The organism is Burkholderia pulmonis (assembly GCF_984667975.1).
Map to the genome: position 1 here is coordinate 1,335,770 of NZ_OZ480186.1, position 22,194 is coordinate 1,357,963.

Annotated in this window: 18 protein-coding genes; 8 read left to right on the forward strand and 10 right to left on the reverse strand. The window is 66.3% G+C overall.

Translation table 11 applies throughout. From position 1 onward, the window contains the following. Window positions 1–124 precede the first annotated feature (124 nt). Both AC5LXK_RS06290 and AC5LXK_RS06295 read right to left on the reverse strand, forming a co-directional pair. Window positions 125–1,759 carry a serine hydrolase domain-containing protein gene (locus tag AC5LXK_RS06290; protein ID WP_493390797.1) on the reverse strand — a complete coding sequence of 545 codons (1,635 nt, stop codon included), beginning with the start codon at window positions 1,757–1,759 and terminating at the stop codon, window positions 125–127. A 19-nt stretch (window positions 1,760–1,778) separates the two neighbouring features. Beyond that, window positions 1,779–4,157, reverse strand: a complete 2,379-nt coding sequence (locus tag AC5LXK_RS06295) for a TonB-dependent receptor (protein ID WP_493390798.1) — start codon at window positions 4,155–4,157, stop codon at window positions 1,779–1,781. 205 nt (window positions 4,158–4,362) lie between these two features. Between AC5LXK_RS06295 and AC5LXK_RS06300 the strand changes: the two genes are divergently transcribed. Beyond that, window positions 4,363–5,412, forward strand: a complete 1,050-nt coding sequence (locus tag AC5LXK_RS06300; protein ID WP_493390799.1) for an ATP-binding protein — start codon at window positions 4,363–4,365, stop codon at window positions 5,410–5,412. 120 nt (window positions 5,413–5,532) lie between these two features. After that, the gene (locus tag AC5LXK_RS06305; protein WP_493390800.1) at window positions 5,533–6,999 is read left to right on the forward strand and encodes a M81 family metallopeptidase; all 1,467 of its coding nucleotides are present in this window, start codon (window positions 5,533–5,535) and stop codon (window positions 6,997–6,999) included. 42 nt (window positions 7,000–7,041) lie between these two features. Here the strand turns inward: AC5LXK_RS06305 and AC5LXK_RS06310 are convergent, their stop codons facing one another. The 7 genes from AC5LXK_RS06310 to AC5LXK_RS06340 form a co-directional block, all read right to left on the reverse strand. Continuing rightward, window positions 7,042–8,625, reverse strand: a complete 1,584-nt coding sequence (locus tag AC5LXK_RS06310) for a serine hydrolase domain-containing protein (RefSeq protein ID WP_493390801.1) — start codon at window positions 8,623–8,625, stop codon at window positions 7,042–7,044. An 87-nt stretch (window positions 8,626–8,712) separates the two neighbouring features. Beyond that, the gene (locus AC5LXK_RS06315) at window positions 8,713–9,762 is read right to left on the reverse strand and encodes a dipeptide epimerase (protein WP_493390802.1); all 1,050 of its coding nucleotides are present in this window, start codon (window positions 9,760–9,762) and stop codon (window positions 8,713–8,715) included. Continuing rightward, window positions 9,755–11,116, reverse strand: a complete 1,362-nt coding sequence (locus AC5LXK_RS06320; protein ID WP_493390803.1) for an MFS transporter — start codon at window positions 11,114–11,116, stop codon at window positions 9,755–9,757. The genes AC5LXK_RS06315 and AC5LXK_RS06320 overlap by 8 nt, the downstream gene beginning before the upstream one ends. Before the next feature lie 24 nt (window positions 11,117–11,140). Continuing rightward, the gene (locus tag AC5LXK_RS06325) at window positions 11,141–11,569 is read right to left on the reverse strand and encodes an ExbD/TolR family protein (RefSeq protein WP_493390804.1); all 429 of its coding nucleotides are present in this window, start codon (window positions 11,567–11,569) and stop codon (window positions 11,141–11,143) included. Between the two features lie 28 nt (window positions 11,570–11,597). After that, window positions 11,598–12,029: an ExbD/TolR family protein gene (locus AC5LXK_RS06330; protein WP_493390805.1), complete on the reverse strand. Its 432-nt coding sequence runs from the start codon at window positions 12,027–12,029 to the stop codon at window positions 11,598–11,600. Between the two features lie 3 nt (window positions 12,030–12,032). Next, a complete protein-coding gene (locus tag AC5LXK_RS06335) occupies window positions 12,033–12,821 on the reverse strand; it encodes a MotA/TolQ/ExbB proton channel family protein (protein WP_493390806.1) in 789 nt (262 codons plus the stop codon). A gap of 56 nt (window positions 12,822–12,877) precedes the next feature. Continuing rightward, complete coding sequence (locus AC5LXK_RS06340) at window positions 12,878–13,510, reverse strand: energy transducer TonB (RefSeq protein ID WP_493390807.1); 633 nt, start codon at window positions 13,508–13,510, stop codon at window positions 12,878–12,880. A gap of 374 nt (window positions 13,511–13,884) precedes the next feature. Between AC5LXK_RS06340 and AC5LXK_RS06345 the strand changes: the two genes are divergently transcribed. Further along, window positions 13,885–14,595, forward strand: coding sequence for a response regulator (locus AC5LXK_RS06345; protein WP_174934982.1), 711 nt, complete (start codon window positions 13,885–13,887; stop codon window positions 14,593–14,595). A gap of 13 nt (window positions 14,596–14,608) precedes the next feature. Here the strand turns inward: AC5LXK_RS06345 and AC5LXK_RS06350 are convergent, their stop codons facing one another. Next, the gene (locus AC5LXK_RS06350; RefSeq protein WP_493391192.1) at window positions 14,609–15,553 is read right to left on the reverse strand and encodes a LysR family transcriptional regulator; all 945 of its coding nucleotides are present in this window, start codon (window positions 15,551–15,553) and stop codon (window positions 14,609–14,611) included. A 159-nt stretch (window positions 15,554–15,712) separates the two neighbouring features. Between AC5LXK_RS06350 and AC5LXK_RS06355 the strand changes: the two genes are divergently transcribed. From AC5LXK_RS06355 to lpdA, 5 genes are all read left to right on the forward strand, one after another. After that, window positions 15,713–16,744 (forward strand): alcohol dehydrogenase catalytic domain-containing protein, encoded by a 1,032-nt coding sequence (locus AC5LXK_RS06355; protein ID WP_493390808.1) that lies wholly within the window; start codon window positions 15,713–15,715, stop codon window positions 16,742–16,744. A 405-nt stretch (window positions 16,745–17,149) separates the two neighbouring features. After that, complete coding sequence (locus tag AC5LXK_RS06360) at window positions 17,150–18,382, forward strand: 3-methyl-2-oxobutanoate dehydrogenase (2-methylpropanoyl-transferring) subunit alpha (RefSeq protein ID WP_493390809.1); 1,233 nt, start codon at window positions 17,150–17,152, stop codon at window positions 18,380–18,382. A 2-nt stretch (window positions 18,383–18,384) separates the two neighbouring features. Beyond that, entirely contained in the window at window positions 18,385–19,425 is a 1,041-nt protein-coding gene (locus AC5LXK_RS06365; RefSeq protein ID WP_175842863.1) for an alpha-ketoacid dehydrogenase subunit beta, read from the forward strand. A 1-nt stretch (window position 19,426) separates the two neighbouring features. Then, window positions 19,427–20,737: a dihydrolipoamide acetyltransferase family protein gene (locus tag AC5LXK_RS06370; protein WP_493390810.1), complete on the forward strand. Its 1,311-nt coding sequence runs from the start codon at window positions 19,427–19,429 to the stop codon at window positions 20,735–20,737. A 5-nt stretch (window positions 20,738–20,742) separates the two neighbouring features. Then, window positions 20,743–22,134 (forward strand): dihydrolipoyl dehydrogenase, encoded by a 1,392-nt coding sequence (gene lpdA / locus AC5LXK_RS06375; protein ID WP_493390811.1) that lies wholly within the window; start codon window positions 20,743–20,745, stop codon window positions 22,132–22,134. Window positions 22,135–22,194 lie beyond the last annotated feature (60 nt).

Genomic DNA, 22,194 nt, shown 5'->3' on the forward strand with positions numbered 1-22,194 from the left:
CGGGTGGTCGGACTCGTACCGGCGAGGAAACGCACGAGCGGATTCGTCACCGCACGTGGCGCGTCAACTCGATCCTCGACGAACGTCATCGGCATGCCGGGAAGCGACGTGACGGCGACGAATCTCACCGCTCGCGCATGAAGCTCAGGTTGCGCGTGCGTGCCGTGTCGATGCGAAAGCCCGTCACCTCGCGCTCCGCGCGTTCCACGCTCAGGACGCCGTGAATGACGGCCATCTGACCGGCAGGCTCGAACGTGAAGAGATCGTCGGCGACCGGCTCCAGCCGGTAGCCGACGCTGCCTGCGACGCCGTCCAGGGTCAGCATGAGTTCGCCGTTCGTCACGGCGATCGTCGCACGTGCCGCGGCGTCATGACCGTGATACGTGCCGGCCAGACCCGCCGACGCATCGGAGCATGACGGAGCGTGATCGGGCAGGCGCTCGAGCGTTTCCGCGTGACCGCAGTCCAGCAGCTCGATGGCCGTCACGCGTGTCTCCGCCGTCGACGCGCAGGGCCTGATCAACAGCGCTCCGCCGGCCCCGTCGTCAACCCGCAATCCGGCCGTCGTCTCGATGAGCGGCAGGGGCATCTGTTTGACGTTGTGGAAGGTGGCGTTCACGTGCCCGTTGCGATCGTCGATCACGCAATACGTCCCGGACGCCCGCGAGTGATACTTGCCGAGCAAGGTTTCGTGCCCGGCGGTTTGCAGGGGCGCGGCAAGCTTCGCGCCGAGGATCGCATCGCCCAGAACGATGTCGATGACCTGCGTAGCCAGTTCGACGGGATTGGCTGCCGCGCCGTTGGTGAGGATGATGACATCCAGTGCCTGCTTGGCCACGGTCAACATCTGACAGGCGCCGCCGAACACGCCGCCGGCATGGTGCAGTACCTCCACGTCGCGATGCGGGGTGAGCATCAGCCCGAGGGCGTAGACGCCTTCCGCACCGCTCGAATAATGCGGTCGGGTCAGCATCTGGCGCCAGGTCGCTGCGCTGCCGAGACGCCTGGGGTCGCGCAGATGCGCGAGCCAGCGCAGCATGTCGTCGACCGTCGACACGATTCCGCCTTCACCGAGCACTTCCCACGTCGGAAAGAGGCCGCGCGTGAATCCGCCTTTTCCGTCCGGCACATGCTGGGTCGCCATGCGCGGGCGGATGCGCATGTCGTCGGCGACCGACTCGGTGTCGACCATGCCCATGACATCGAAGATGCGTTCCTTTAGAAAGGTCTCGAACGGGATGCCGCTGGCCCGTTCGATCGCGAGCGACAGCAGGTGATATCCGCCGTTGCAGTAGATCATCCGTTCGCCCGGCGGGAAATTGACGTCGCGCTGCCGGACTTGCGCCGCCAGCACGCCACCACGCGGCAGCGTCGCGACGCCTTGCGCGAGCAGGGTGAGGTCGAGATAGCAGCGGTAGCCTCCCGTATGCGTCATCAGCTGACGCAAACTGGGGTCGCCTGCGAGCAGCGGCAGTTCAGGCAGGTACGTGCGAATCCCGGCGTCGATGTCGAGCTTGCCGTCTTCGGCGAGCAGGAGTGCGGCGAGGCAGGTGAAGTGCTTGCTCGTCGAGCCGATGCGCAGGCGCGTGGCCGGCGTATTGGCTACGCCGTGCTCCAGGCTGGCCATGCCGAAGCCTCGCCGGTAGAGGATTTCGCCTTGACGGGCGACGGCCACGACGAGGCCGGGTTCATCGCACTTGTTGAAACGTTCGAACAGGGCATCCAGTTGCTTGACGATGTCGGACGATGCTTGTTTCATTGCAAGGTATCCCTATTATTTAGAACGGAACGGTGAGCGCGGCACCGATCGTGCGGGGCTGAATCACGCTGACGAGTGCCGGGCCGCCCATCGGTATCAGTGACGTACCGGCCGCGATCAACGCGCGACGGTCGAGCAGGTTGCGGACATAGAACGCCAGGCTGAACTTCTTGAAGTCGACGCCCGCCTGCAAATCGGTGATCGCGTAGCCCGGCAACGGGTAATCCGGTCGGCCGGAGCTGGCGTCGAACCCGCTATGACGTCGACCGACGAATCGTTGGGTAATACCCGCATACGACGGATACCCGTGTACGGGGAACAGATAGGTGCCCGAGAACGTAGCGGCGACCTTGGCCGAATTCGGCAAGGGCGCGCCCGCGGTCGTACCTGCGCTCGCATTGCCGGTCGTGAGGCTGGCGTCGATGAGCGACAGGTTCGCGCTGAAGTTCCAGTGCGGGTCGGGACGGAACGTACCGGAGAATTCCAGCCCCTTGATTCGCGCGTTGCCGGCGTTGATGACCTGGTTGACGCCATCGACCGTGCCGAGCTGCTGGATATTCTTCCACTCGATGTCGTAGACGGACGTCTCCAGCGAGAGCCGCTTGTCGAACAGGTCGGCCTTGTAGCCCGCCTCGTAGCTCCACAGCGTGTCGGGGGCGAAGGTCGGGCTGCCCGGCGCGCGTATGCCGGTGAGCGGATCGATCAGCAGCGCATTCGGGCCGCCGGGCCGGTATCCGCTGGCAATGCGGACATAGGCGTTGCTGTTGGCGGTCAGCGCGTAGCGCGCGGTGAACATGTAGGTCTTGCTGGTGTCCGACGATGGTGCCGAGATGGTCTGTGTCGGGCCGGCGAGCGTACCGAAGGTCGTCTGTTCGTAGGTCTGGGTGTTGTGGGCGATCCGGACGCCGCCGGTCAGCGAAAGGCGCGGCGTGAGGTGATAGGTCAGGTCGCCGTATGCCGCGTATTCGTTGTACGTGCTGGGCGCCTGGATCTCCGACAGGTTCGGGCCGGGCGTGCCGTCGGGCAACGTCGTCAGAAAGCCTTCGCTCAAATTGCTGCGCTCGTGCGTATAGAAGAGTCCGGCCAGCCACTCGAGTCGCTGGTTGCCCGGCGAGGTCAGGCGAAACTCCTGGGTCACCTTGTTCGTGGTGGCCACATCCTTGGCTACCACCGAACCCAGGTCCAGCCCCTGGGCGGCAAATAGCGGCCCGTACACGCCGGTCAGGTCCTGCGGCGCGCTCGAGTTGATTCTTTGATACGACGTGATCGAGTTCAGGCGCGCCCAGCCGAGCTCATATTCGATCCCGGCCGAATAGAGCTGGATGTTCTGGTGAAAGGGTTGCGGGGCGAACTGTTGCGTGGTCAGGTCACCCAGGAGCGGCTGCCCGTTGGCGCCGTATTCAACGTAGTTCGGATCGTTGCGGTTGATGTTTTGCGAGACCGCGCTCAACCGGACCGTCAAGTCCCTAGTCGGCGTCAGCAGTAACGACGCGCGCGCACCGTAGGTGTCGCCGCGGTCGACGCGGGAGCCCGACTCGGGCCCCACCGCGTTGACATAACCGCCATCGTGCTGCCCGAAAACGGAGACGCGCAGCGCTGCAACGTCGGTCTTCAGCGGGATATTCAACGCCGCGTTGGCCGTGCCGCTCACGCCGCCGTGCGCCGTTCCCGACACGCCGGTGCCGACTTGCCCGGAGAACTGCCCCGGGTCCGGTTCGTTGGTCACGTATTTCAGCAGGCCGCCCATCGCACCCGCGCCATACAGCGTGCCTTGCGGGCCTCTGAGAATTTCGACGTGATTGAGGTCGAGCAGGCTCATGTCGAGCGCGAACGTTGCGCTCTGCGAGAACAAGGTGCTGCCGCCGAACGCGACGTCGTCGATATACATACCGACCGTCGGCCCCGTCTGAATCCCTGTCGTCACGCCGCGGATGCTGACCTGACCGGATCCGCTGCCGCCGCTCGCGTTCAGGTCGACACCCGGCTCCGAAGACAGGTAGTCGGACATCGTTTTCGCGCCGCTCTTCTGCAGTTCGTCGGCAGAAAGGACATTGACCTGCATGGGCACTTCGCGAGCCGGTTCACGTCGGCGTGTCGCGGTGACCACGACGGTATTGAGCGTTGCGCCGCCTTTGCCTTGCACTTTCGACGTCTCTGCCGCAGGGGCAGCCGGCACGGCGGTGCCGGGCGCCGTGGCGGGTGTCGCAGCGGACGCCGCGTCAGGCGCGGCGATCTGCTGAGCCTGCATTTGCGTTTGCGCCTGTTGCTGCGCGTGCACGCCCAGCGACGCCAACCCGAATACCGGCCCGACGAAGAGGGGGGCGTAACGCCCGCCGTGCCGCAGCGGCGACGTTGCCGAAACCGCTGCATGCTTCGTCCGGTTTTTCATCTTCACCATTGTCTCCTCCTGATTTTGCGATCGACTGAACGCGGTGCCGTGTAGCGCAACTCAGGGTGAACGGTAAGTGCCGGTTATTTCTGGTTCATGTGGCGTTTGTATCGTCGCTGATACAAACGATCGGTGAAGGGGAAGGGCAGCCGGACAGGCGAACGAGGCGGGCACGGGACGGGGACTTGTTTCGGGTTTGCAACAAAGGGCACACATGGGCCCTACATTCGCGGGCGATAATCGACGCTATCGCTCGCTGTCGGCCATGACCATGCACAGACCCCGCTTCGATTCGGCTTTTTATCGCCTGTTTTTCGTGATGATCTCGATCATCCTCGTGATGCAGATCAGCGCCGGCCTGCTGCTCTTCAAGCTCTACAGCACCGCGCCGTTCAAACCGCCGCCCGGAATGAGCGCATCGTTGCAGTGGGCGGCCGCAGTGATGATCCAGATCATGCCGGCCCTGATCTCGTCATGGATCGGCGCGCGCATGCTGGCCGCGCCGTTCCGCTCGCTGGCCGTTGGCGCTGCCGAGTTGTCGAGGAACATCGATGCCCCGCCCATCGAGGAAATCGGCCCGGTCGAGGCGCGTCAGGCCGCAAGCGTGTTCAACACGATGCAGGCGTCGCTGCGGCGGCAGATGAGTGAGCGCAACCGCTTTCTCGCCGCCGTGTCGCACGATCTGCGTACCCCGCTGACACGCATGAAGCTGCGTCTTCGATCCGCTCAGGATACCGAATTGAGTGAACGGCTCAGGGACGATATCGACGAGATGACCCAGCTTCTGGAGGCCACCCTGTCGTTTCTGCGCAATGAAGAAGTGGTCGAGGCGTTCAGCCCGGTCGACATCAATGCATTGGTGGACGCCATCGCGGAAGATGCAGCCGAACACGGTCAAAAAGTGACGATCAGCGGTGAGGTGCCGCCGATATCGGCTCAACCGCTGGGCCTCAAGCGCTGCCTGACGAATCTGGTTGCCAATGCGATTCGATACGGAGAGGACGCCCACATCCGTCTGTTCGACGCGCCGTCGTGCGTGCGCATCCAGATTGCCGATCACGGCCCGGGCATACCGGAGGCGCAACTGGAGCGGGCCCTGGAGCCGTTCTACCGGGTGGAAGGTTCCCGCAACAAGAACACGGGCGGGACGGGGCTTGGCCTCGCCATCGCGAACGACGTCGTGAAGCGTCACGGCGGGGAACTGGTGTTGCGCAACGGGACGGAAGGCGGACTGGTGGCGCAGGTTACGTTGCCGCGCCGATAGGGCGGGCGAGACGACCGTCGGCGCGGCTCTGTTTCACGCTTGATACAGATTGCTCACAAAGCGGAAACAGCGCGTGCTTATAGTCGTTTCACCCTTCAATCCCATTCGGCAGACCTCGTCATGAAGATATATACGGCTCAGCTTTCGACGGAAACCAATACATTCGCCCCGTGCCCCACCGGCTGGGGCGGCTTCGAAGAAAGCACGATCTTTCACGGCGACGCGAGTGTGCGCGAGCCTGACGGCATGGGTCACGTGATCGCGGAAGTGCGGCGCCTCGCGGAAGGGGACGGTCACGAACTCGTCGAAGGCCTGTGTGCCGAGGCCCAGCCGTCCGGCCGGACGATTCGTGCGGTCTACGAGTCCCTGAGGGACGAAATTCTCGACGGCGTGAAGGCCGCCCTGCCGCTCGATGCCGTGATTCTGCTGCTGCACGGCGCGATGGTGGCAGAGGGGTACGACGATTGTGAAGGCGATCTGCTCGCCGGCGTTCGCGCCATTGTCGGACCCGAGGTTCCGATCCTGGTCACGCTCGATCCGCACTGCCATTTCACGCAACGGATGAAGGCATCGGCGGATGTCCTGATCGCTTACAAGGAGTATCCGCATATCGATGCGATCGACCGGGCGCGCGATGCCTATCGGTTGGCGCTTGACATGGCTGCGGGACGCATCCGTCCGACGATCGGCGTGTCGGACTGCCGGATGGTCGGTGCATGGCACACCACCAGCGAGCCGATGGCGGGGTTTGTCCGGCGCATGCAGTCGTTCGAGGGGCGCGACGGCGTGCTGTCGGTGTCGCTCGGCCATGGGTTCCCGTGGGGCGACGTGCCGGAAGCCGGCGCGAAATTCTGGGTGGTGACGGACAACGATCCCGCCAAGGCCGAGGCGCTGGCGGCGCAACTGGCACGCGAGTTCTGGGCGCTGCGCGACGCGACCGGCCCCGCATGGCTCGATATCGATTCCGGGCTGGATCGTGCGCTGGCGGTCGACGGCGGCCCGGTCGTGCTGGCCGATGTCGCGGACAATCCTGGCGGTGGCGCGCCGTGCGACAGCACGTTCATGCTGCGGCGCGTGGTCGAGCGGCGGATCGCCGACGTTGCGATCGGGTGCTTCTGGGATCTCGGCGCCATCCAGATTTGCAGGGACGCCGGTGTCGGGGCGACGCTGAACCTGCGCATCGGCGGCAAATGCAGTGTGTACTCCGGGGACCCGGTGGACCTGCGCGTGACCGTGCGCGGTGTGGTCGAGCGTCATGCGCAAAGCATCATGGGCCTCGAGCAACCGCTTGGCCGGGCCGTGTGGGTAGAAGCGGACAACGGGCTCGACATCGCGCTGATATCGGTTCGCACGCAGGTGCTGGGCGTGGACGCATTCACCGGCCTCGGCATCGACTTTGCCGGCAAGAAGCTCGTGATCGTGAAATCGACTCAGCATTTTCAAACCGAATTCGCGCCGCGCGCGAAGGCCATATTTCATGTCGCGGCGCCTGGTGCGCTCTCGACGGATTTTGCCGCACTGGACTATCGGCATCGCGACCTCAACTACTGGCCGCGCGTGTCGAATCCGTTTGCGTCGGCGATGTGAATGCCTGCCGTGCGTGCCGGCGTCGTGCGACGCCGGCACGTGTCAGGCGTCGGCGTGAATCCGTGTGAAGGCCAGATGCCGGGTACGTGGCGTATCGATGCGAAAGCCGGTGATGTGCGCGCCTGTCGCGTCGCGTGTCAACGTGACGATTCCGGTCGTGATGTCGATCGGATCGACCGGCACCAGTACGAAGGCATCGTGGGCAAGCGGCGTGAGATGGTAGTCGCAACGGCCCACCGCGCCCTGCATGCGAAGGACGAGTGCGCCGCTGTCGCGTCGAATGCCTGCCTGGGCGTTGGCGTCGTGGCTTGCGAACGTGCCGGACATCGCGGCGACGAGTGGCGGCGTCAACGCGGGCGCTTCACCGAGTCGTACGAACGTCTCGACATGGCCGCAATGCACGATGCGCAGGCTGGAGAGATCGTCCGGTGTGCAGGACGATCCCCAGCGCAACGCCAGCGTCCCGTCGCCGCTCGCGTCGACCTGGACGTCGTCCAGGTCATTGTCGCTATCGTGGAGTGTCATCGACGGCCTGGGGCAAAGCGGCCCCGTCAACATCAGGGCGCCTTCACGATCTTCCAGGACATACACGGCGCCGGTGCCGGGCGACCGGTAGCGGCCGAGGCGCGCTGCGTGGTCGGCGGCGCGCGCCGCGGCAGGTGGGCCATTGCTGCCGAGCTCGTCCGCGAGCACGATGTCGACGACACGCTTCGACAGTTCGAGCGGCGCGTCGACTGCGCCGTTGCTGAGCAGCACGACGTCGAGCCCGTGCGCCGCCGACACGAGCATCTGGCAAGTCCCGCCGACGACACCGCCGGAATGGTGGATCAGCTCGACACCGCGATAGAGGCTCTGCGTGAGACCGAGCGAGTATTGGCTGCGCTGGCCGCTGGAGAATACGGGCAACGCGAGCATCCGGGCCCAGGTATCGTCGTTGCCGACGATCTTGTCGCCGGATCGCAGGTGCGCAGTCCAGCGCAGCATGTCGTCGACGGTCGAGACGATCGAGCCTTCGCCGAGCAGGTCCCACGACGGAAAGATACCGCGCCGGAATCCGCCTTCGCCGTCAGGAACATGCATCGTCGCGATGCCGCGCTCGATCGTCATGTCGTTGGGCACGCACGCGGTGTCGTGCATGAGCATCGGGTCGAAGACATGCGTCGTGAGGAACGCGTCGAACGGCATCCCGCTCGCACGTTCGACGGCGAGCGAGAGCAGGTGATAGCCGCCATTCGAATACATCATGCGTTCCCCCGGCGGAAAATTTTCGTCGCGTTGGCGTTGCTGCGTGGCCAGGAGCGCGCCATGCGGCGACATGGCCAGACCCTGCGTCAGCAGGGCGAGGTCCAGTGCGCAACGCTGCCCGCCGCGATGCGACATCAACTGCCGCAGTGTCGGCAGGCCTGCGGCCGGCGGCAGCTCCGGCAGATACGCGCCGATGGGGGTGTCGGCGTCGAGCGCGCCGCGCTCGCACAGGAGCAGTACCGCGACGCAAGTGAAATGCTTGCTGACCGAGCCGATGCGCATGCGTGTGGCCGGCGTGTTGGCGATGCCGTGTTCGAGGCTGGCCATGCCGAAGCCGCGTCGATACAGCGGTTGGCCGCGATGGACGATGCCGGCGATCAATCCGGGGGCATCGGCTCGGTGATAACGCGCGAACAGCGCGTCGAGCTGCGTCGTCGTGGCGGGGGAATCCGGTGTCATGTCGATGCCTCAGCGAGAAGAAGCTGTGATGCCCGGGTAGTCCCAGACTGGGGGAGGGCAGTGCAGCAGGCCGTCGAGGTAGGCGACGCCCGGTTCGCGATCGCGCGCGAGGAAGATCGGCCCGTCGAGGTCGACGTGATCGCACTGTTGCCCGAGCAGAAAGGCGGGGGCGATCGCGAGCGAGGTGCCCGCCATGCAACCGACCATCACGGACAAGCCGGCTTCGCGTACACGCGTGGCCAGGTCGAGCGCGCGTGTCAGGCCGCCGCATTTGTCCAGCTTGAGGTTGACGATGTCGTAGCGGCGTGCAACGGCGGGCAGATCGACGAGATCCTGAAACGATTCGTCGGCCGCGAGCGGGATCGGACATTCGACTTGTTCGAGACAGGCGTCCGCACCGATCGCAAACGGTTGTTCGAGCATGCAGACATCGAGCTGTTGCAGCACGGGGAGCATCGCGTCGAAGTGCGCGCGCGACCAGCCCTGATTCGCGTCGACGGCGAGCGGTACGTCCGGGCGCGCGTCACGGATCGCCGTGAGGCGCGCGGCGTCCAAGGCGCTGCCGTCCAGCTTGACCTTCAGCGCCCTGGCGTCGGACAGCCGCCGCGCGGCCCCGGCCATTGCGTCCGGCGTGCCCACGCCGATCGTCATCGTGGTCAGCAGCGGACGCGGGGCGGAGAGCCCCGCCATGCGCCACGCAGGCATGGCTTGCTGTCGTGATTCAAGCGCCCACAATGCCGCATCGACCGCATTGCGTGCGCCGCCGTGCGGCAATACGTCGAGCAACTGCGCGCGCGTGATCCCCGCTTCTATCGGCGCCCGCACGCTCTCGATCTGCGCGGCGATGGATTCGGGCGTTTCACCCAGGTAAAAGACCCCGGATGCTTCGCCGTTGCCGGCGTGCTGTTCGTCGTCGACGGTCACGCTGACGAGGCGGGCGGCGTCGATGACGTGGCCGGTGATATGGAACGGCGCGGCCAACGGCCAGCGTTCGATACGCAGCGAGAGTGAGAGCGTGCGGGGTGACATGGGAGAGGAAGGAAGAAAGGAGTTACGCATAGCGTTCGATTGCCTCGCGCACACCACGGCCCGCTGCGCGCATCAAGATGCAGGCGGCAAAGAAGCCGAACGCCGCGACGCAGACGATCGACCACAGCAACCCCTGGCTGAACGCATGCAGGCGATCCGACATGAAACCGATGAACACGGGGCTGCCGGATTGCACGATGATCGACGTCAGCGCGCCGATCGCCGCCACGCGCGAGCGCAGGTGGGCCGGGCAGATGTTCTGCATGATGGTGGGAAACAGCACCATGCCGGCAACCATGCAGGCGAGCTGCAGGCCGAACAGCGCGTACACCGGCGTAAGCGAGCCCACGGCCAGATAGAGGAACGACAGGCCGCCGGCGACCAGCGCGCCACATTCACAGACACGCAGTGGTGCGAGTACGCCGAAGCGCGCCCGCATGCGGCCGGCAACGAGACCGCTGAGCACGCAACCCGCGATACCGCCGGCCATTGCCGCCACGCCCATGCCGCCGCCGGCTTCGGCCGGCGTCGCGCCGAAGGTTCGTACCGCCACGACCGGCATCCACGTCGCCACACCGCCGAACGACAGATTGACCAGCCCGATGGCACCGAAGAATTTGAGCATCATGATGGCTTCGCGCCGGAAGTAGACCGGCGCGGACGGCAGCGGCGCGGAAGCCCGGTGACGCGCTGTGGATTCTTTCGTGTCGCCGTGTCTTCCGGGGCGAATGAGCAGAATCAGCACGACCAGCACGGGGGCCGGCAACGCAACGGCAAAAAACGCGAGCCGCCACGGCGCGAGATCGGCGAGCCCGGCCGGCAATGCACCGTGCACCGCCGAGATGCCGTGCATCAGTGCGCCGCCGAGCGCCATCCCCGCACCCGCGCCCAACAGGTTCGCGAGCGCGAAGATCGCATTGGCGAGCACGCGCTGGCGCGCAGGAAAGAGATCGGGGATCAGGCCGTAGATCACCGGCACCAGTCCGGCCTCGCCGATCCCGAGCCCGACGGTGGCGATGAACAACTGCCAGAAGTGGGTGGTCATGCCGCAGACGGCGGTGGCAGCGGTCCAGACGACGACACACGCGGCCAGCACCACCCGGCGATCCACGCGGTCGGCGACCCAGCCGATCGGCAACGAAGCCACGCCAGCGAACAGCGCGATACCCGCGCCCTGCATCAGGCCGATTTGCGTGTCGGTCAGCCCGAAATCGTGGCGGATGGGCTCGGTCAGCAGGATCAGCATCTGCCGGTCGACGAACGCGAAGAACGCCACGATCACGAGAATCGCCAGGCCGAACCACGCGAGCGGTCCGGCGGATGAATCGGGTGGCGGGCTGTGGGCCGCCACGGGGGCGGGCACGTCGAGGTTGGAGTCGAACATGAGGGCTCTGTGATGAGAAAGCGGTTACTGCATGAACTGCTCGTTGCCCACGAGCCCGATGCGGGTCGCACCGAGCCGCTGCGCGGACGCCATGACCATGGCGACGGCGCGGTAAGGCGCCGCCTTGTCGGGCCGCAAATGCAGTTCGGTCGGCGCGGGGTTGGCGGCGACCTCGCGCAATCGCGTTTCCAGTTGCTCGCGCGAACCCAGCGTCTCGCCGTTCCATGCGATGGTGCCGTCGGCCGCGATATCGATCTGCACCACGGGCGGTGCCTGCAGTTGCGCCGGTGGTGTGCCGGTCGGCATGTCGAGCTTGACCGCGTTCGTCTGAATGGGAATGGTGAGGATCAGCATGATGAGCAGGACGAGCATCACGTCGATGAGCGGCGTGGTGTTGATCTCGATCATCACTTCGGCTTCGTCGGCGTTGCCGGTGGGCATCGTCATTGCCATCTCGGGTCTCCTTGTCGATGTGGGTGGATCATTGGCGTGGCGGCGGCTCCGTGATGAAGTCGACCTTGACGATGCCCGCCCGCTGGCAGGCGAACACGACCCGCCCGATGGCGGCGTAGCGCGCGTCGAGATCGCCGCGGATGTGGACTTCGGGTTGCGGCGATTGCATCGCGACCGCCTTGAGCTTCTCGACGAGCGTTGCCGCGTCGGGTATGCGCCGTTCGTCCCAGAACACGTCGCCTTCTTTCGTCACCGCGAGAATCACGTTCTGCGGGGTCGTTTGCAGCGGCTGCACGGCTTCCTTGGGCAGCGTGACCGGCACGGTGTGCGATACCACCGGAATCGTGATGAGGAAGATGATCAGCAGTACCAGCATCACGTCGACCAGCGGCGTCGTGTTGATGGACGACATGGTCTCGGTGTGCTCGTCGCCGTCGCGGGGGCCTGCGGACATGGCCATGGTTCACCCCACGCGGGACAGGGCGGCGGCCTTGGTCGCGGCGGCGGCCCCGGCCGTGGTCGTGCCGGTCAGGATGACGATGTGCAATTCCGTCGAAAACCCGCGCACGCGCTCCATCACGGCCTTGTTGCGGCGCACGAGCCAGTTGTAGCCGAGCACGGCGGGCACCGCGACAGCCAGGCCGATCGCGGTCATGATCAGCGCCTCGCCGACCGGCCCCGCGACCTTGTCGATGGAAGCCTGACCCGCGATGCCGATGGCAGTCAGCGCGTGATAAATGCCCCACACCGTGCCGAACAGGCCGATGAACGGTGCGGTCGAGCCGACGGTGCCGAGAAACGCGAGGCCGTCCTGCAGGCGGCTCGAGACGGACGTGGTCGCGCGCTCGATGGCCGCCGCGACCCAATGGTTGAGGTCGACCTGTTCGAGCAGTGCACCTTCGTGATGGTCGAATGCCGCGAGACCCGTTTCGGCGATGTAGCGGAACGGACTGCCGGTGTCCAGTTGGCGCGTGCCTTCGTTGAGACTGCCCGCTTGCCAGAAGCCTTTCTCCGCCGCCTTCGCGCGGCGCAGCACACGCGCCTGCTCGAGCAGTTTCGCGACGATGATGTACCAGCTGCCCATGGACATCACGACGAGAATGAGCAGCGTGCCGCGCGCGATGAAATCTCCGCCCTTCCAGAGCGCATCGAGGCCGTAGGGGTTCGTCACCGTATCGGTGGCGGCGTGGGCGGCGCTGGCCGCGAGGAACAGAGCCGTCACCAGGGCGGCCTTGCGGGTACGGTCGATCATGAATGTCTCCTGAAATGCGTTGGCAAGTAAAAAGGGAACGGCTGTCGAGGGCGCCGTCAATCGAGCTTGAAAGAGAAGGGCACCTGCACGCGGACTTCCTCGCCCTGTGCGACGCAGTGGAACTGTCGAACGGCGTTTTCCGCGGCCCTGTCGAGCACGGGGGCGGCTGACTGGGTCACGCTCAGGTCCTTGACGTTGCCGTCGGTGCCGACGACGAACGTCACGACGACGTCGCCGGTCAGGTTGTCCTTGAGCGCTTCACGCGGATAGCGAATGGCCGCGCGGACCTGCGTCGAGTTCGGGCACACCACGCCGACGCTCGTCGACACAGGCGCGGCGGCGGGCGGGGCCGGCGGCGCGACGGGGGCCGACGGCGCAGGCGTGGCCGACTGCGTGGTGATCGCGTTCGGCGACGGCGGCGCGGCGACGTGCACTTCGGGTGGCGGCGCGAACGGCGGCGGCGGCGCGACGTGCTTCGGCGGTGGCGGTGCGATCCGCTTCGGTGGTGGTGGCGGGGGAGGCGGCTTGACCTCTTCGATGATGCGCGTCTCGATCGGCTGACGAATCACGTCCACGACTTTCGTCGCGAGACCGGTGAGCAATGCGTAGACGATCACGGCGTGCAATCCGACCACGAAGGCGATACCGCCAATGCGCCGGACAGGCGGCTTGGGTTGTGCGTAGTTCATGTCCCGCGTGTCTCCTGCATCGATATGACTTGGGAGCCACGTTAAAACCCGGGCATTTCTGTTTCATATCGGCTTTGTATCCGCGCTGATACAAAGTCTTTCCGGTTGGCCAATGTGGCCGCGCGACACGCAAAACCAGACGGGACGGCGAAGACGGACGATGCGCAGCAACGCCAGTCCGGGAAAGTACCGGGCGGGTTATCCATGACGTGAATCGTCGTCACGCGTCCCGATTTCTGCGGATGACCTTGTGGGGCAAGGTGCGGTGGCAATTATTTCAAGGCCGCAACAATTCGTGCAAATAGCCCTTATATTGGCGGGCAATAATGCGTGCGGGGCAACTCTCACCGCCGCAATATCGGAGACAAGACGCCGTGAACAAAGCGATTCGTATTCTCGTCGTCGACGACGACTCGCAGATTCGCAGCCTGTTGTGCGACTGCCTGGCAGACTTCGGCATGACGACCGCGCAAGCCGGCACGGGCGCGGAAATGCATCTCGCGCTCGGGGAGGGCGGCTTCGATCTGGTAGTGCTGGACCTGATGCTGCCGGACGACGACGGCCTCAATCTCTGCCGCGAGATTCGTGCGACGTCGGAGATCCCGTTGATCATCCTGACTGCACGCGGCGAGATGACCGACCGGATCGTCGGGCTGGAACTGGGTGCCGACGACTATATCGTCAAGCCGTTCGAGCCGCGTGAACTGGTCGCGCGCATCCAGACGATCCTGCGTCGCGTGCGTGCGCAAACGCAAGGCCGGACGAGGGCGCAGGAAGAAAGCCGTTTCGCCGGATGGCGGCTGCACCAGATCGGCCGCCACCTGATTGCCGCCGACAACACGGTCATTCCGTTGTCGAATGCGGAATTCCGCCTGCTCAACGCTTTCCTGGCCGCGCCGGGGCGTGTACTGAGCCGCGAATACCTGATGGACACCGCTCGCGGCAAGTCGATCGACACGTTCGATCGCAGCATCGACGTGCAGATATCACGCCTGCGTCAGAAGCTGCGCGAGGATATCAAGGAGCCGCGCCTGATTCGCACGATTCGCGGGGAAGGCTACATGCTGGATGTCGGTCATCGTTAGGTGTGCGTGCGGTTCATCGGCCTGACGGCGCACGTTCGGGAGCGGCGCCCGCCGACCGGACCCGCAACGTCTCGATCAGCGCGCGCAGCCCGCCGGAAACATGACGATGGCCGGGGTAGTACAGGCACAGTCCCGGCATGACCGGACACCAGTCGGTCAAGACGCGTTCGAGACGCCCGTCGTCGAGCGCGTCGCGGACGAGGTGGTCGGGCACGAACGCGATCCCGATGCCGTCGATCGCGGCGTCGACCATCAACGGCTGGTCGGTCAGCGTGAGCGGGCCGCCGACGTTCACCGTTTCGACGACCCCGCGCCGCTCGAACTCCCAGCGGTAGATCGCGCCGCTGTCGAAGCGGAAGCGGATGCAGTCGTGCCGGTGCAGATCCTGCGGCACGTCGGGTCGCCCGCGCGCGGCGAAGTACGACGGCGACGCCACCGCCGCGAACCGGACCGGGTCGGATACGCGCACCGCGATCATGTCTTGCGGCACGGCTTCGGCCAGCCGGATCCCCGCGTCGAATCCGCCGGCGACGATGTCGCCGAGCTTTCCGTCGGTCACGATGTCGAGATGGACCTGCGGGTAGTCGCGCAGGAAGCGCGCGAGCACCGGCTTCAGCACCATGCGGATCGCGCCTTCGCTGGCGTTGATGCGCACGGTGCCGCTCGGCGTGTCGCGCATCCCGTCGACCGCGAGCATCGCCTCGGCCACCGACGAAATCGCGGGACGGAGCTTCTCGACGAGCCGCTCGCCGGCATCCGTCAGCGACACGCTGCGCGTCGTGCGGTTGAACAGGCGAACCCCCAGACGCTGCTCGAGGCTCTTGATCGAATGGCTGATCGCCGACGGCGTGACGTCGAGCTCGATCGATGCCGCGCGAAAGCTGAGATGCGTTGCCGCGGCAAGGAATACGTTGAGCGAGAAGAGGTCGCCGTTTTTCAATTGATGAGCTGAATTCATCTTGATGTAAAGATTGGCGAGATTGTCATGATAATGCGCCTTTTCTAGACTAGGGCGTTCGTCATCGCAACGGTCGGCCGCGGCGGAGGCGACGCAGCGGCCGTGCCGGTTGACGCACTGCGCAATGAACCCTACGTTCGGTTGAACAAGGAGCAAGCCATGAAGATGAAGGCGGTCGTGATGACCGGCGCCAATCGGCCCTGGGAAGTGCAGGAAGTGCCGGTTCCGGTGGCCGGGCCGGGGCAGGTGCTGGTGAAGGTGCATGCGTCCGGGATGTGCTACACGGACGTCTGGGCCACGCAAGGCTTCGGCGGCGACATTTATCCGCAGACGCCCGGCCACGAGGTCGTCGGCGAAATCGTCGAAGTGGGCGCGGGCGTGCATGCGCGCAGGGTAGGCGACCGGATCGGCACGACCTGGGTGCAGTCCGCGTGCGGTCGCTGCGCGTACTGTCGGGAACACCGCCCGCTTTCCGGCCAGACGGCCGTGAACTGCGACACGCCGCGGACCACCGGGTTTGCGTCGCAGGGCGGACATGCCGAGTACATCGCGGTGGCGGCCGAAGGGACGGTGCTGTTGCCCGACGGGCTCGCGTACGTCGATGCCGCGCCGATGATGTGCGCCGGCTACACGACGTGGAGCGGCTTGCGCGATGCGGCGCCGCAACCGCACGAGAAGGTCGCCGTGCTCGGCATCGGCGGACTGGGGCACGTGGCGCTGCAGTTGTCCCGCGCATGCGGCTTCGAGACGATCGCGATCACGCACTCCGCGGACAAGCGCGACCTCGCGATCGGGCTGGGCGCGGACCGCGTCGTTGCAAACGGCCTGGAACTGCGCGATGCGGGTGGTGCGGATGTTCTGCTCGTCACGACCAACGAGTTCAGTACTGCAGAGGAAGCGATGCAGGGATTGCGGGTCGACGGCCGGGTGATCCTCTGCGGGCTCGACTTCAGCAAACCGTTCTCGATCGCGTCGCAGCGCAAGCCGTTCCACATGATGCGTCAGCAGGTCATCGGGTCGACGCATGGCGGCCTGCGCTACCTGAGCGAAGTGCTCGAGCTTGCCGCCCGGGGCAAGGTCAAGCCGATCGTCGAGACGTTCACACTCGACGAGGCCACCGACGCGTACGATCGCCTCGCGTCGGGGAAGATGCGCTTTCGCGGGGTATTCACCCCCGCTGAACATCACTGAAAACCGGCGGTCGCCGGGGGAACGCGGGAGCGTATCCCCCGGCAGGCACGCGCGCAGCATCCCGCCCGTGATCGGCGTTCTCCCGCGTCAGGGCAGGCGACCGATTTCGTCCGACGCATCCGGTAGCGGCTGCGTCGCTCCTCGCAAATTCCCGTCAGGACCCGGTTCGAAGCGGCACGGCCACGCGTGCCTGCCCGCCGCGGCAGCCCGCCCGCCGGGCGTCCCGCTTCCGACATGGCAAATCTGCTCACCGCAATCGAGCGGCTTGGACATCGACGTCCGGCGCCGCAAGGCATAAATTCTCAAGGTTGACGTGCCTATCCGCGCGTCAGCCCGCGCGCAGGCCGGCAACCGGTCGCGCGTTCCCAAACAGCGTGAGACACAATCGAGCGTGGAGACGACACGATGAGCCTGTCAGAGCCATTGCGTCTGCATGTGCCGGAGCCCACCGGGCGTCCGGGCTGCAAGACGGATTTTTCCTATCTGCATCTATCGCCGGCCGGCTCAGTCCGTCGCCCGCCGATCGATGTCGCCGCGGCGGACACCGCCGATCTCGCCCGCAGCCTCGTGCGCGTGCTCGACGACAACGGCAAGGCCGTCGGCCCGTGGGCACCCGATCTTGACGATGCGCGGCTGATCGCCGGGCTACGCGCGATGCTCAAGACCCGCATTTTCGACGCGCGCATGATGATCGCGCAGCGCCAGAAGAAAATCTCGTTCTACATGTTGAGCCTCGGTGAAGAGGCGATCGGCACCGCGCACGCGATGGCGCTGCGCGACGGCGACATGTGCTTCCCGACCTACCGCCAGCAGAGCATCCTGATCGCGCGCGACGTGTCGCTCGAGCGGATGATCTGCCAGCTGATGTCGAACGAAGGCGACCCGCTGAAGGGCCGCCAGCTTCCGGTGATGTATTCGGACCGCGAAGCCGGCTTCTTCTCCATTTCCGGCAACCTCGCGACGCAGTTCATCCAGGCGGTCGGCTGGGCGATGGCGTCGGCGATCAAGGGCGACACGAAGATCGCGTCCGCGTGGATCGGCGACGGCGCGACGGCCGAAGCCGACTTCCATACCGCGCTCACGTTCGCGCACGTGTACCGCGCACCGGTCGTGCTGAACGTCGTCAATAACCAGTGGGCGATCTCGACGTTCCAGGCGATCGCGGGCGGCGAGGGCACGACCTTCGCCGGGCGCGGCGTCGGCTGCGGGATCGCGTCGCTGCGCGTCGACGGCAACGACTTCCTCGCGATCTACGCGGCGTCGAGCTGGGCGGCCGAACGCGCGCGCCGCAATCTCGGCCCGACGCTGATCGAGTGGGTGACGTACCGCGCGGGTGCGCATTCGACGTCGGACGATCCGACCAAGTACCGGCCGAGCGACGACTGGTCCCATTTCCCGCTCGGCGACCCGATCGAACGCTTCAAGCGCCACCTGATCGTGAAGGGCATCTGGTCGGACAGCGCACACGACGCGCTGACGGCCGAGCTCGAAGCCGAGGTGATCGCCGCGCAGAAGGAAGCGGAGAAATACGGATCGCTGGCCGATGACCGGATACCGTCGCCGGCCTCGATGTTCGACGACGTGTACAAGGAGCTGCCCGCGCACCTGCGCCGTCAGCGCCAGGAACTGGGAGCGTGATCATGGCGCAACACGAGACAGAGACGGCGACGCAGCCGATGACGATGATCCAGGCGCTGCGCTCCGCGATGGACGTGATGCTCGGGCGCGACAGCGACGTGGTCGTGTTCGGGCAGGACGTCGGGTACTTCGGCGGCGTGTTCCGCTGTACCGAAGGCTTGCAGAACAAATACGGCAAGTCGCGCGTGTTCGATGCGCCGATCTCCGAAGGCGGGATCGTCGGCGTGGCGGTCGGGATGGGCGCGTACGGGTTGCGCCCCGTGTGCGAGATCCAGTTCGCCGACTATTTTTACCCGGCGTCCGACCAGATCGTGTCGGAAGGCGCGCGGCTGCGCTATCGCTCGGCCGGCCAGTTCATCGCGCCGATGACGATCCGGATGCCGTGCGGCGGCGGCATCTACGGCGGCCAGACCCACAGCCAGAGCCCGGAGGCGATGTTCACGCAGGTGTGCGGGCTGCGCACGGTGATGCCGTCGAATCCGTACGACGCGAAAGGGCTGCTGATCGCGTCGATCGAGAACGACGATCCGGTGATCTTCCTCGAGCCGAAGCGGCTGTACAACGGGCCGTTCGACGGCCATCACGAACGGCCGGTCACGTCGTGGCTCAAGCATCCGGCCAGCGCGGTGCCCGAGGGTTACTACACGGTGCCGCTCGATACGGCCGCCGTCGTGCGGCCCGGCAACGACGTGACGGTGCTGACCTACGGCACGACGGTGCACGTGTCGCTCGCCGCGGCCGAGGAGACGGGCATCGACGCGGAAGTGATCGACCTGCGCACGCTGTGGCCGCTCGATCTCGACACGATCGTCGCGTCGGTCCGCAAGACCGGACGCTGCGTCGTGGTGCACGAGGCGACGCGCACCTGCGGCTATGGCGCGGAACTCGTTTCGCTGGTTCAGGAACACTGCTTCTACCACCTCGAAGCGCCGGTCGAGCGCACGACGGGCTGGGACACGCCGTATCCGCATGCGCAGGAATGGGCGTACTTTCCGGGCCCGGCCCGGGTCGGTGAAGCGTTGCGACGCGTGATGGAGGCGTGAGATGGGGATTCATGTCATCAAGATGCCGGATATCGGCGAAGGGATTGCCGAGGTCGAGCTGGTGGCCTGGCACGTGGAAGTCGGGCAGGTGATCAAGGAAGACCAGCCGCTCGCCGACGTGATGACCGACAAGGCGGCGGTCGAGATTCCGTCGCCGGTGACGGGCAAGGTGATCGAACTGGGCGGCCGGATCGGCGAGATGATGGCGGTCGGCAGCGAGCTGATCCGTCTGGAAGTCGAAGGCGACGGCAACCTGAAGGCCGGCGCACCGGTGCGAGAAACAAAGGTAGCAACCGCACCGGTCGCGGCGGCGCAGGCGAAACCGGTGGCCGACGTGCCGGCCGAACCGCCTGCACGGCCGACGGCGAGCCGCGCACCCGCGGAGCCGCGCCGTGCGGAACCGGCAACGCAGCCGCGCGCGGCGCTCGCGCCCGGTGAGCGGCCGCTCGCGTCGCCGGCCGTGCGCCAGCGCGCGTGGGACATGGGCATCGAGCTGCGTTACGTGCGCGGGACGGGCGAAGCAGGGAGGATCCTGCACGCGGATCTCGATACGTATGCGCGCACCGGTGGCGGTGCGGCGCGCCCGTCGCAAGCGCACGGCTACGATGAACGCCACGACGAAACCGAAGTGCCGGTGATCGGCTTGCGGCGTGCCATCGCGCGCAAGATGCAGGAAGCGAAGCGGCGCATCCCGCACTTCAGCTACGTCGAGGAAATCGACGTGACCGAGCTCGAATCGCTGCGCACGGAACTGAACCGCCGCTACGGCGACACACGCGGCAAGCTCACGCCGCTGCCGCTGCTGATCCGTGCGATGGTGATCGCGTTGCGCGACTTCCCGCAGATCAACGCGCGCTTCGACGACGAAGCTGGCGTCGTCACGCAGTTCGGCGCGGTGCACATGGGCGTCGCGACGCAGACGGACGGCGGCCTCACGGTGCCCGTGCTGCGCCATGCGGAATCGCGCGACGTGTGGTCGATCTCGGGCGAGATCGCGCGGCTCGCCGATGCTGTGCGCGCGAACCGGGCGCAACGCGACGAGCTGAGCGGTTCGACGATCACGATCTCGAGCCTCGGTGCGCTCGGCGGCATTGTGTCGACACCGGTCATCAATCATCCGGAAGTGGGCATCGTCGGCGTGAACCGGATCGTCGAGCGGCCGATGATCCGCGACGGCGCGGTGGTCGCGCGCAAGATGATGAACCTGTCGTCGTCGTTCGACCATCGCGTCGTCGACGGCGCGGATGCGGCCGAATTCATCCAGGCCGTGCGCGCGGTGCTCGAACGCCCGGCACTGCTGTTCGTGGAGTGAGCGCGATGAAGAACGAACACACCACCTTGCTCGTCATCGGCGGCGGCCCCGGCGGCTACGTCGCCGCGATCCGCGCCGGCCAGCTCGGCATTCCGACCGTGCTGGTCGAGCGCGACCGGCTCGGCGGCACGTGCCTGAACATCGGCTGCATTCCGTCGAAGGCGCTGATCCACGTGGCCGATGCATTCGAACAGGCGTGCGGCCATGCGGGCGAGGGCGCGCTCGGGATCCGCGTGCGCACGCCCGAGATCGACATCGGGAAAAGCGTCGCGTGGAAGGACGGCATCGTCGACCGGCTGACGCGTGGCGTCGGCGCGCTGCTCAAGAAGAACGGCGTGCGCGTGCTGCATGGCGACGCACACGTGGTCGACGGCAAGACCGTCGATGTCGTCACCGGTGGGCACTCGGTGCGGATCAATTGCGAACACCTGTTGCTCGCGACGGGTTCCGAGCCGGTCGAACTGCCGACGATGCCGTTCGGCGCGCACGTCGTGTCGTCGACCGAGGCGCTGTCGCCTGCGACGCTGCCGAAGCGGCTCGTCGTCGTCGGGGCCGGGTACATCGGTCTCGAACTCGGGACCGTCTACCGCAAGCTCGGTGTCGACGTCAGCGTCGTCGAAGCGGCCGAACGTGTGCTGCCCGCATACGATGCCGAACTCGTGCGGCCGGTTGCCGATTCGCTCACGCGGCTCGGCGTGCGGCTGTGGCTCGGCCACAAGGTGCTCGGGCTGGCGGAGCACGGCGCGGTGCGCGTGCAGGCCGCCGACGGCGCGGAGCAGACGCTGCCGGCCGATCGCGTGCTGGTTGCCGTGGGCCGCCGGCCGCGCGTCGACGGCTTCGGGCTCGAGACGCTGCAGCTCGATCGCAACGGCCGTGCGTTGCGGATCGACGACGAATGCCGGACGTCGATGCGCAACGTGTGGGCGATCGGCGACGTCGCGGGCGAACCGATGCTCGCGCATCGCGCGATGGCGCAGGGCGAGATGGTGGCCGAGCTGATTGCCGGCCGGCGCCGGCAGTTCGTGCCGGCATCGATTCCGGCCGTGTGCTTCACCGATCCCGAGATCGTGACGGCCGGCTGGTCGCCGGACGATGCACACGCGGCCGGCGTCGACTGCCTGAGCGCATCGTTCCCGTTCGCGGCGAACGGGCGCGCGATGACGCTGCAGGCGACCGACGGGTTCGTGCGTGTCGTTGCGCGGCGCGACAACCACCTGATCGTCGGCTGGCAGGCGGTCGGGCGCGGCGTATCGGAGCTGGCTGCGGCGTTCTCGCAGTCGCTGGAGATGGGGGCGCGGCTGGAGGATATCGGCGGCACGATCCATGCGCATCCGACGCTGGGCGAAGCGCTGCAGGAGGCTGCGTTGCGAGCGCTCGGGCACGCGTTGCATGTCTGACGCGCGGTTCGCCTGAAATGAAGGCGCCGATGTGCAACGTGCGCATCGGCGGCCTTTCAT

Coding starts and splice junctions, on each gene's coding strand:
- AC5LXK_RS06290 (WP_493390797.1), bottom strand. CDS start 1,759: ATGAAACAAGCATCGTCCGACATCGTCAAGCAACTGGATGCCCTGTTC.
- AC5LXK_RS06295 (WP_493390798.1), bottom strand. CDS start 4,157: ATGGTGAAGATGAAAAACCGGACGAAGCATGCAGCGGTTTCGGCAACG.
- AC5LXK_RS06300 (WP_493390799.1), top strand. CDS start 4,363: ATGGGCCCTACATTCGCGGGCGATAATCGACGCTATCGCTCGCTGTCG.
- AC5LXK_RS06305 (WP_493390800.1), top strand. CDS start 5,533: ATGAAGATATATACGGCTCAGCTTTCGACGGAAACCAATACATTCGCC.
- AC5LXK_RS06315 (WP_493390802.1), bottom strand. CDS start 9,762: ATGCGTAACTCCTTTCTTCCTTCCTCTCCCATGTCACCCCGCACGCTC.
- AC5LXK_RS06320 (WP_493390803.1), bottom strand. CDS start 11,116: ATGTTCGACTCCAACCTCGACGTGCCCGCCCCCGTGGCGGCCCACAGC.
- AC5LXK_RS06325 (WP_493390804.1), bottom strand. CDS start 11,569: ATGGCAATGACGATGCCCACCGGCAACGCCGACGAAGCCGAAGTGATG.
- AC5LXK_RS06330 (WP_493390805.1), bottom strand. CDS start 12,029: ATGGCCATGTCCGCAGGCCCCCGCGACGGCGACGAGCACACCGAGACC.
- AC5LXK_RS06335 (WP_493390806.1), bottom strand. CDS start 12,821: ATGATCGACCGTACCCGCAAGGCCGCCCTGGTGACGGCTCTGTTCCTC.
- AC5LXK_RS06340 (WP_493390807.1), bottom strand. CDS start 13,510: ATGAACTACGCACAACCCAAGCCGCCTGTCCGGCGCATTGGCGGTATC.
- AC5LXK_RS06350 (WP_493391192.1), bottom strand. CDS start 15,553: ATGAATTCAGCTCATCAATTGAAAAACGGCGACCTCTTCTCGCTCAAC.
- AC5LXK_RS06355 (WP_493390808.1), top strand. CDS start 15,713: ATGAAGATGAAGGCGGTCGTGATGACCGGCGCCAATCGGCCCTGGGAA.
- AC5LXK_RS06360 (WP_493390809.1), top strand. CDS start 17,150: ATGAGCCTGTCAGAGCCATTGCGTCTGCATGTGCCGGAGCCCACCGGG.
- AC5LXK_RS06365 (WP_175842863.1), top strand. CDS start 18,385: ATGGCGCAACACGAGACAGAGACGGCGACGCAGCCGATGACGATGATC.
- AC5LXK_RS06370 (WP_493390810.1), top strand. CDS start 19,427: ATGGGGATTCATGTCATCAAGATGCCGGATATCGGCGAAGGGATTGCC.
- lpdA (WP_493390811.1), top strand. CDS start 20,743: ATGAAGAACGAACACACCACCTTGCTCGTCATCGGCGGCGGCCCCGGC.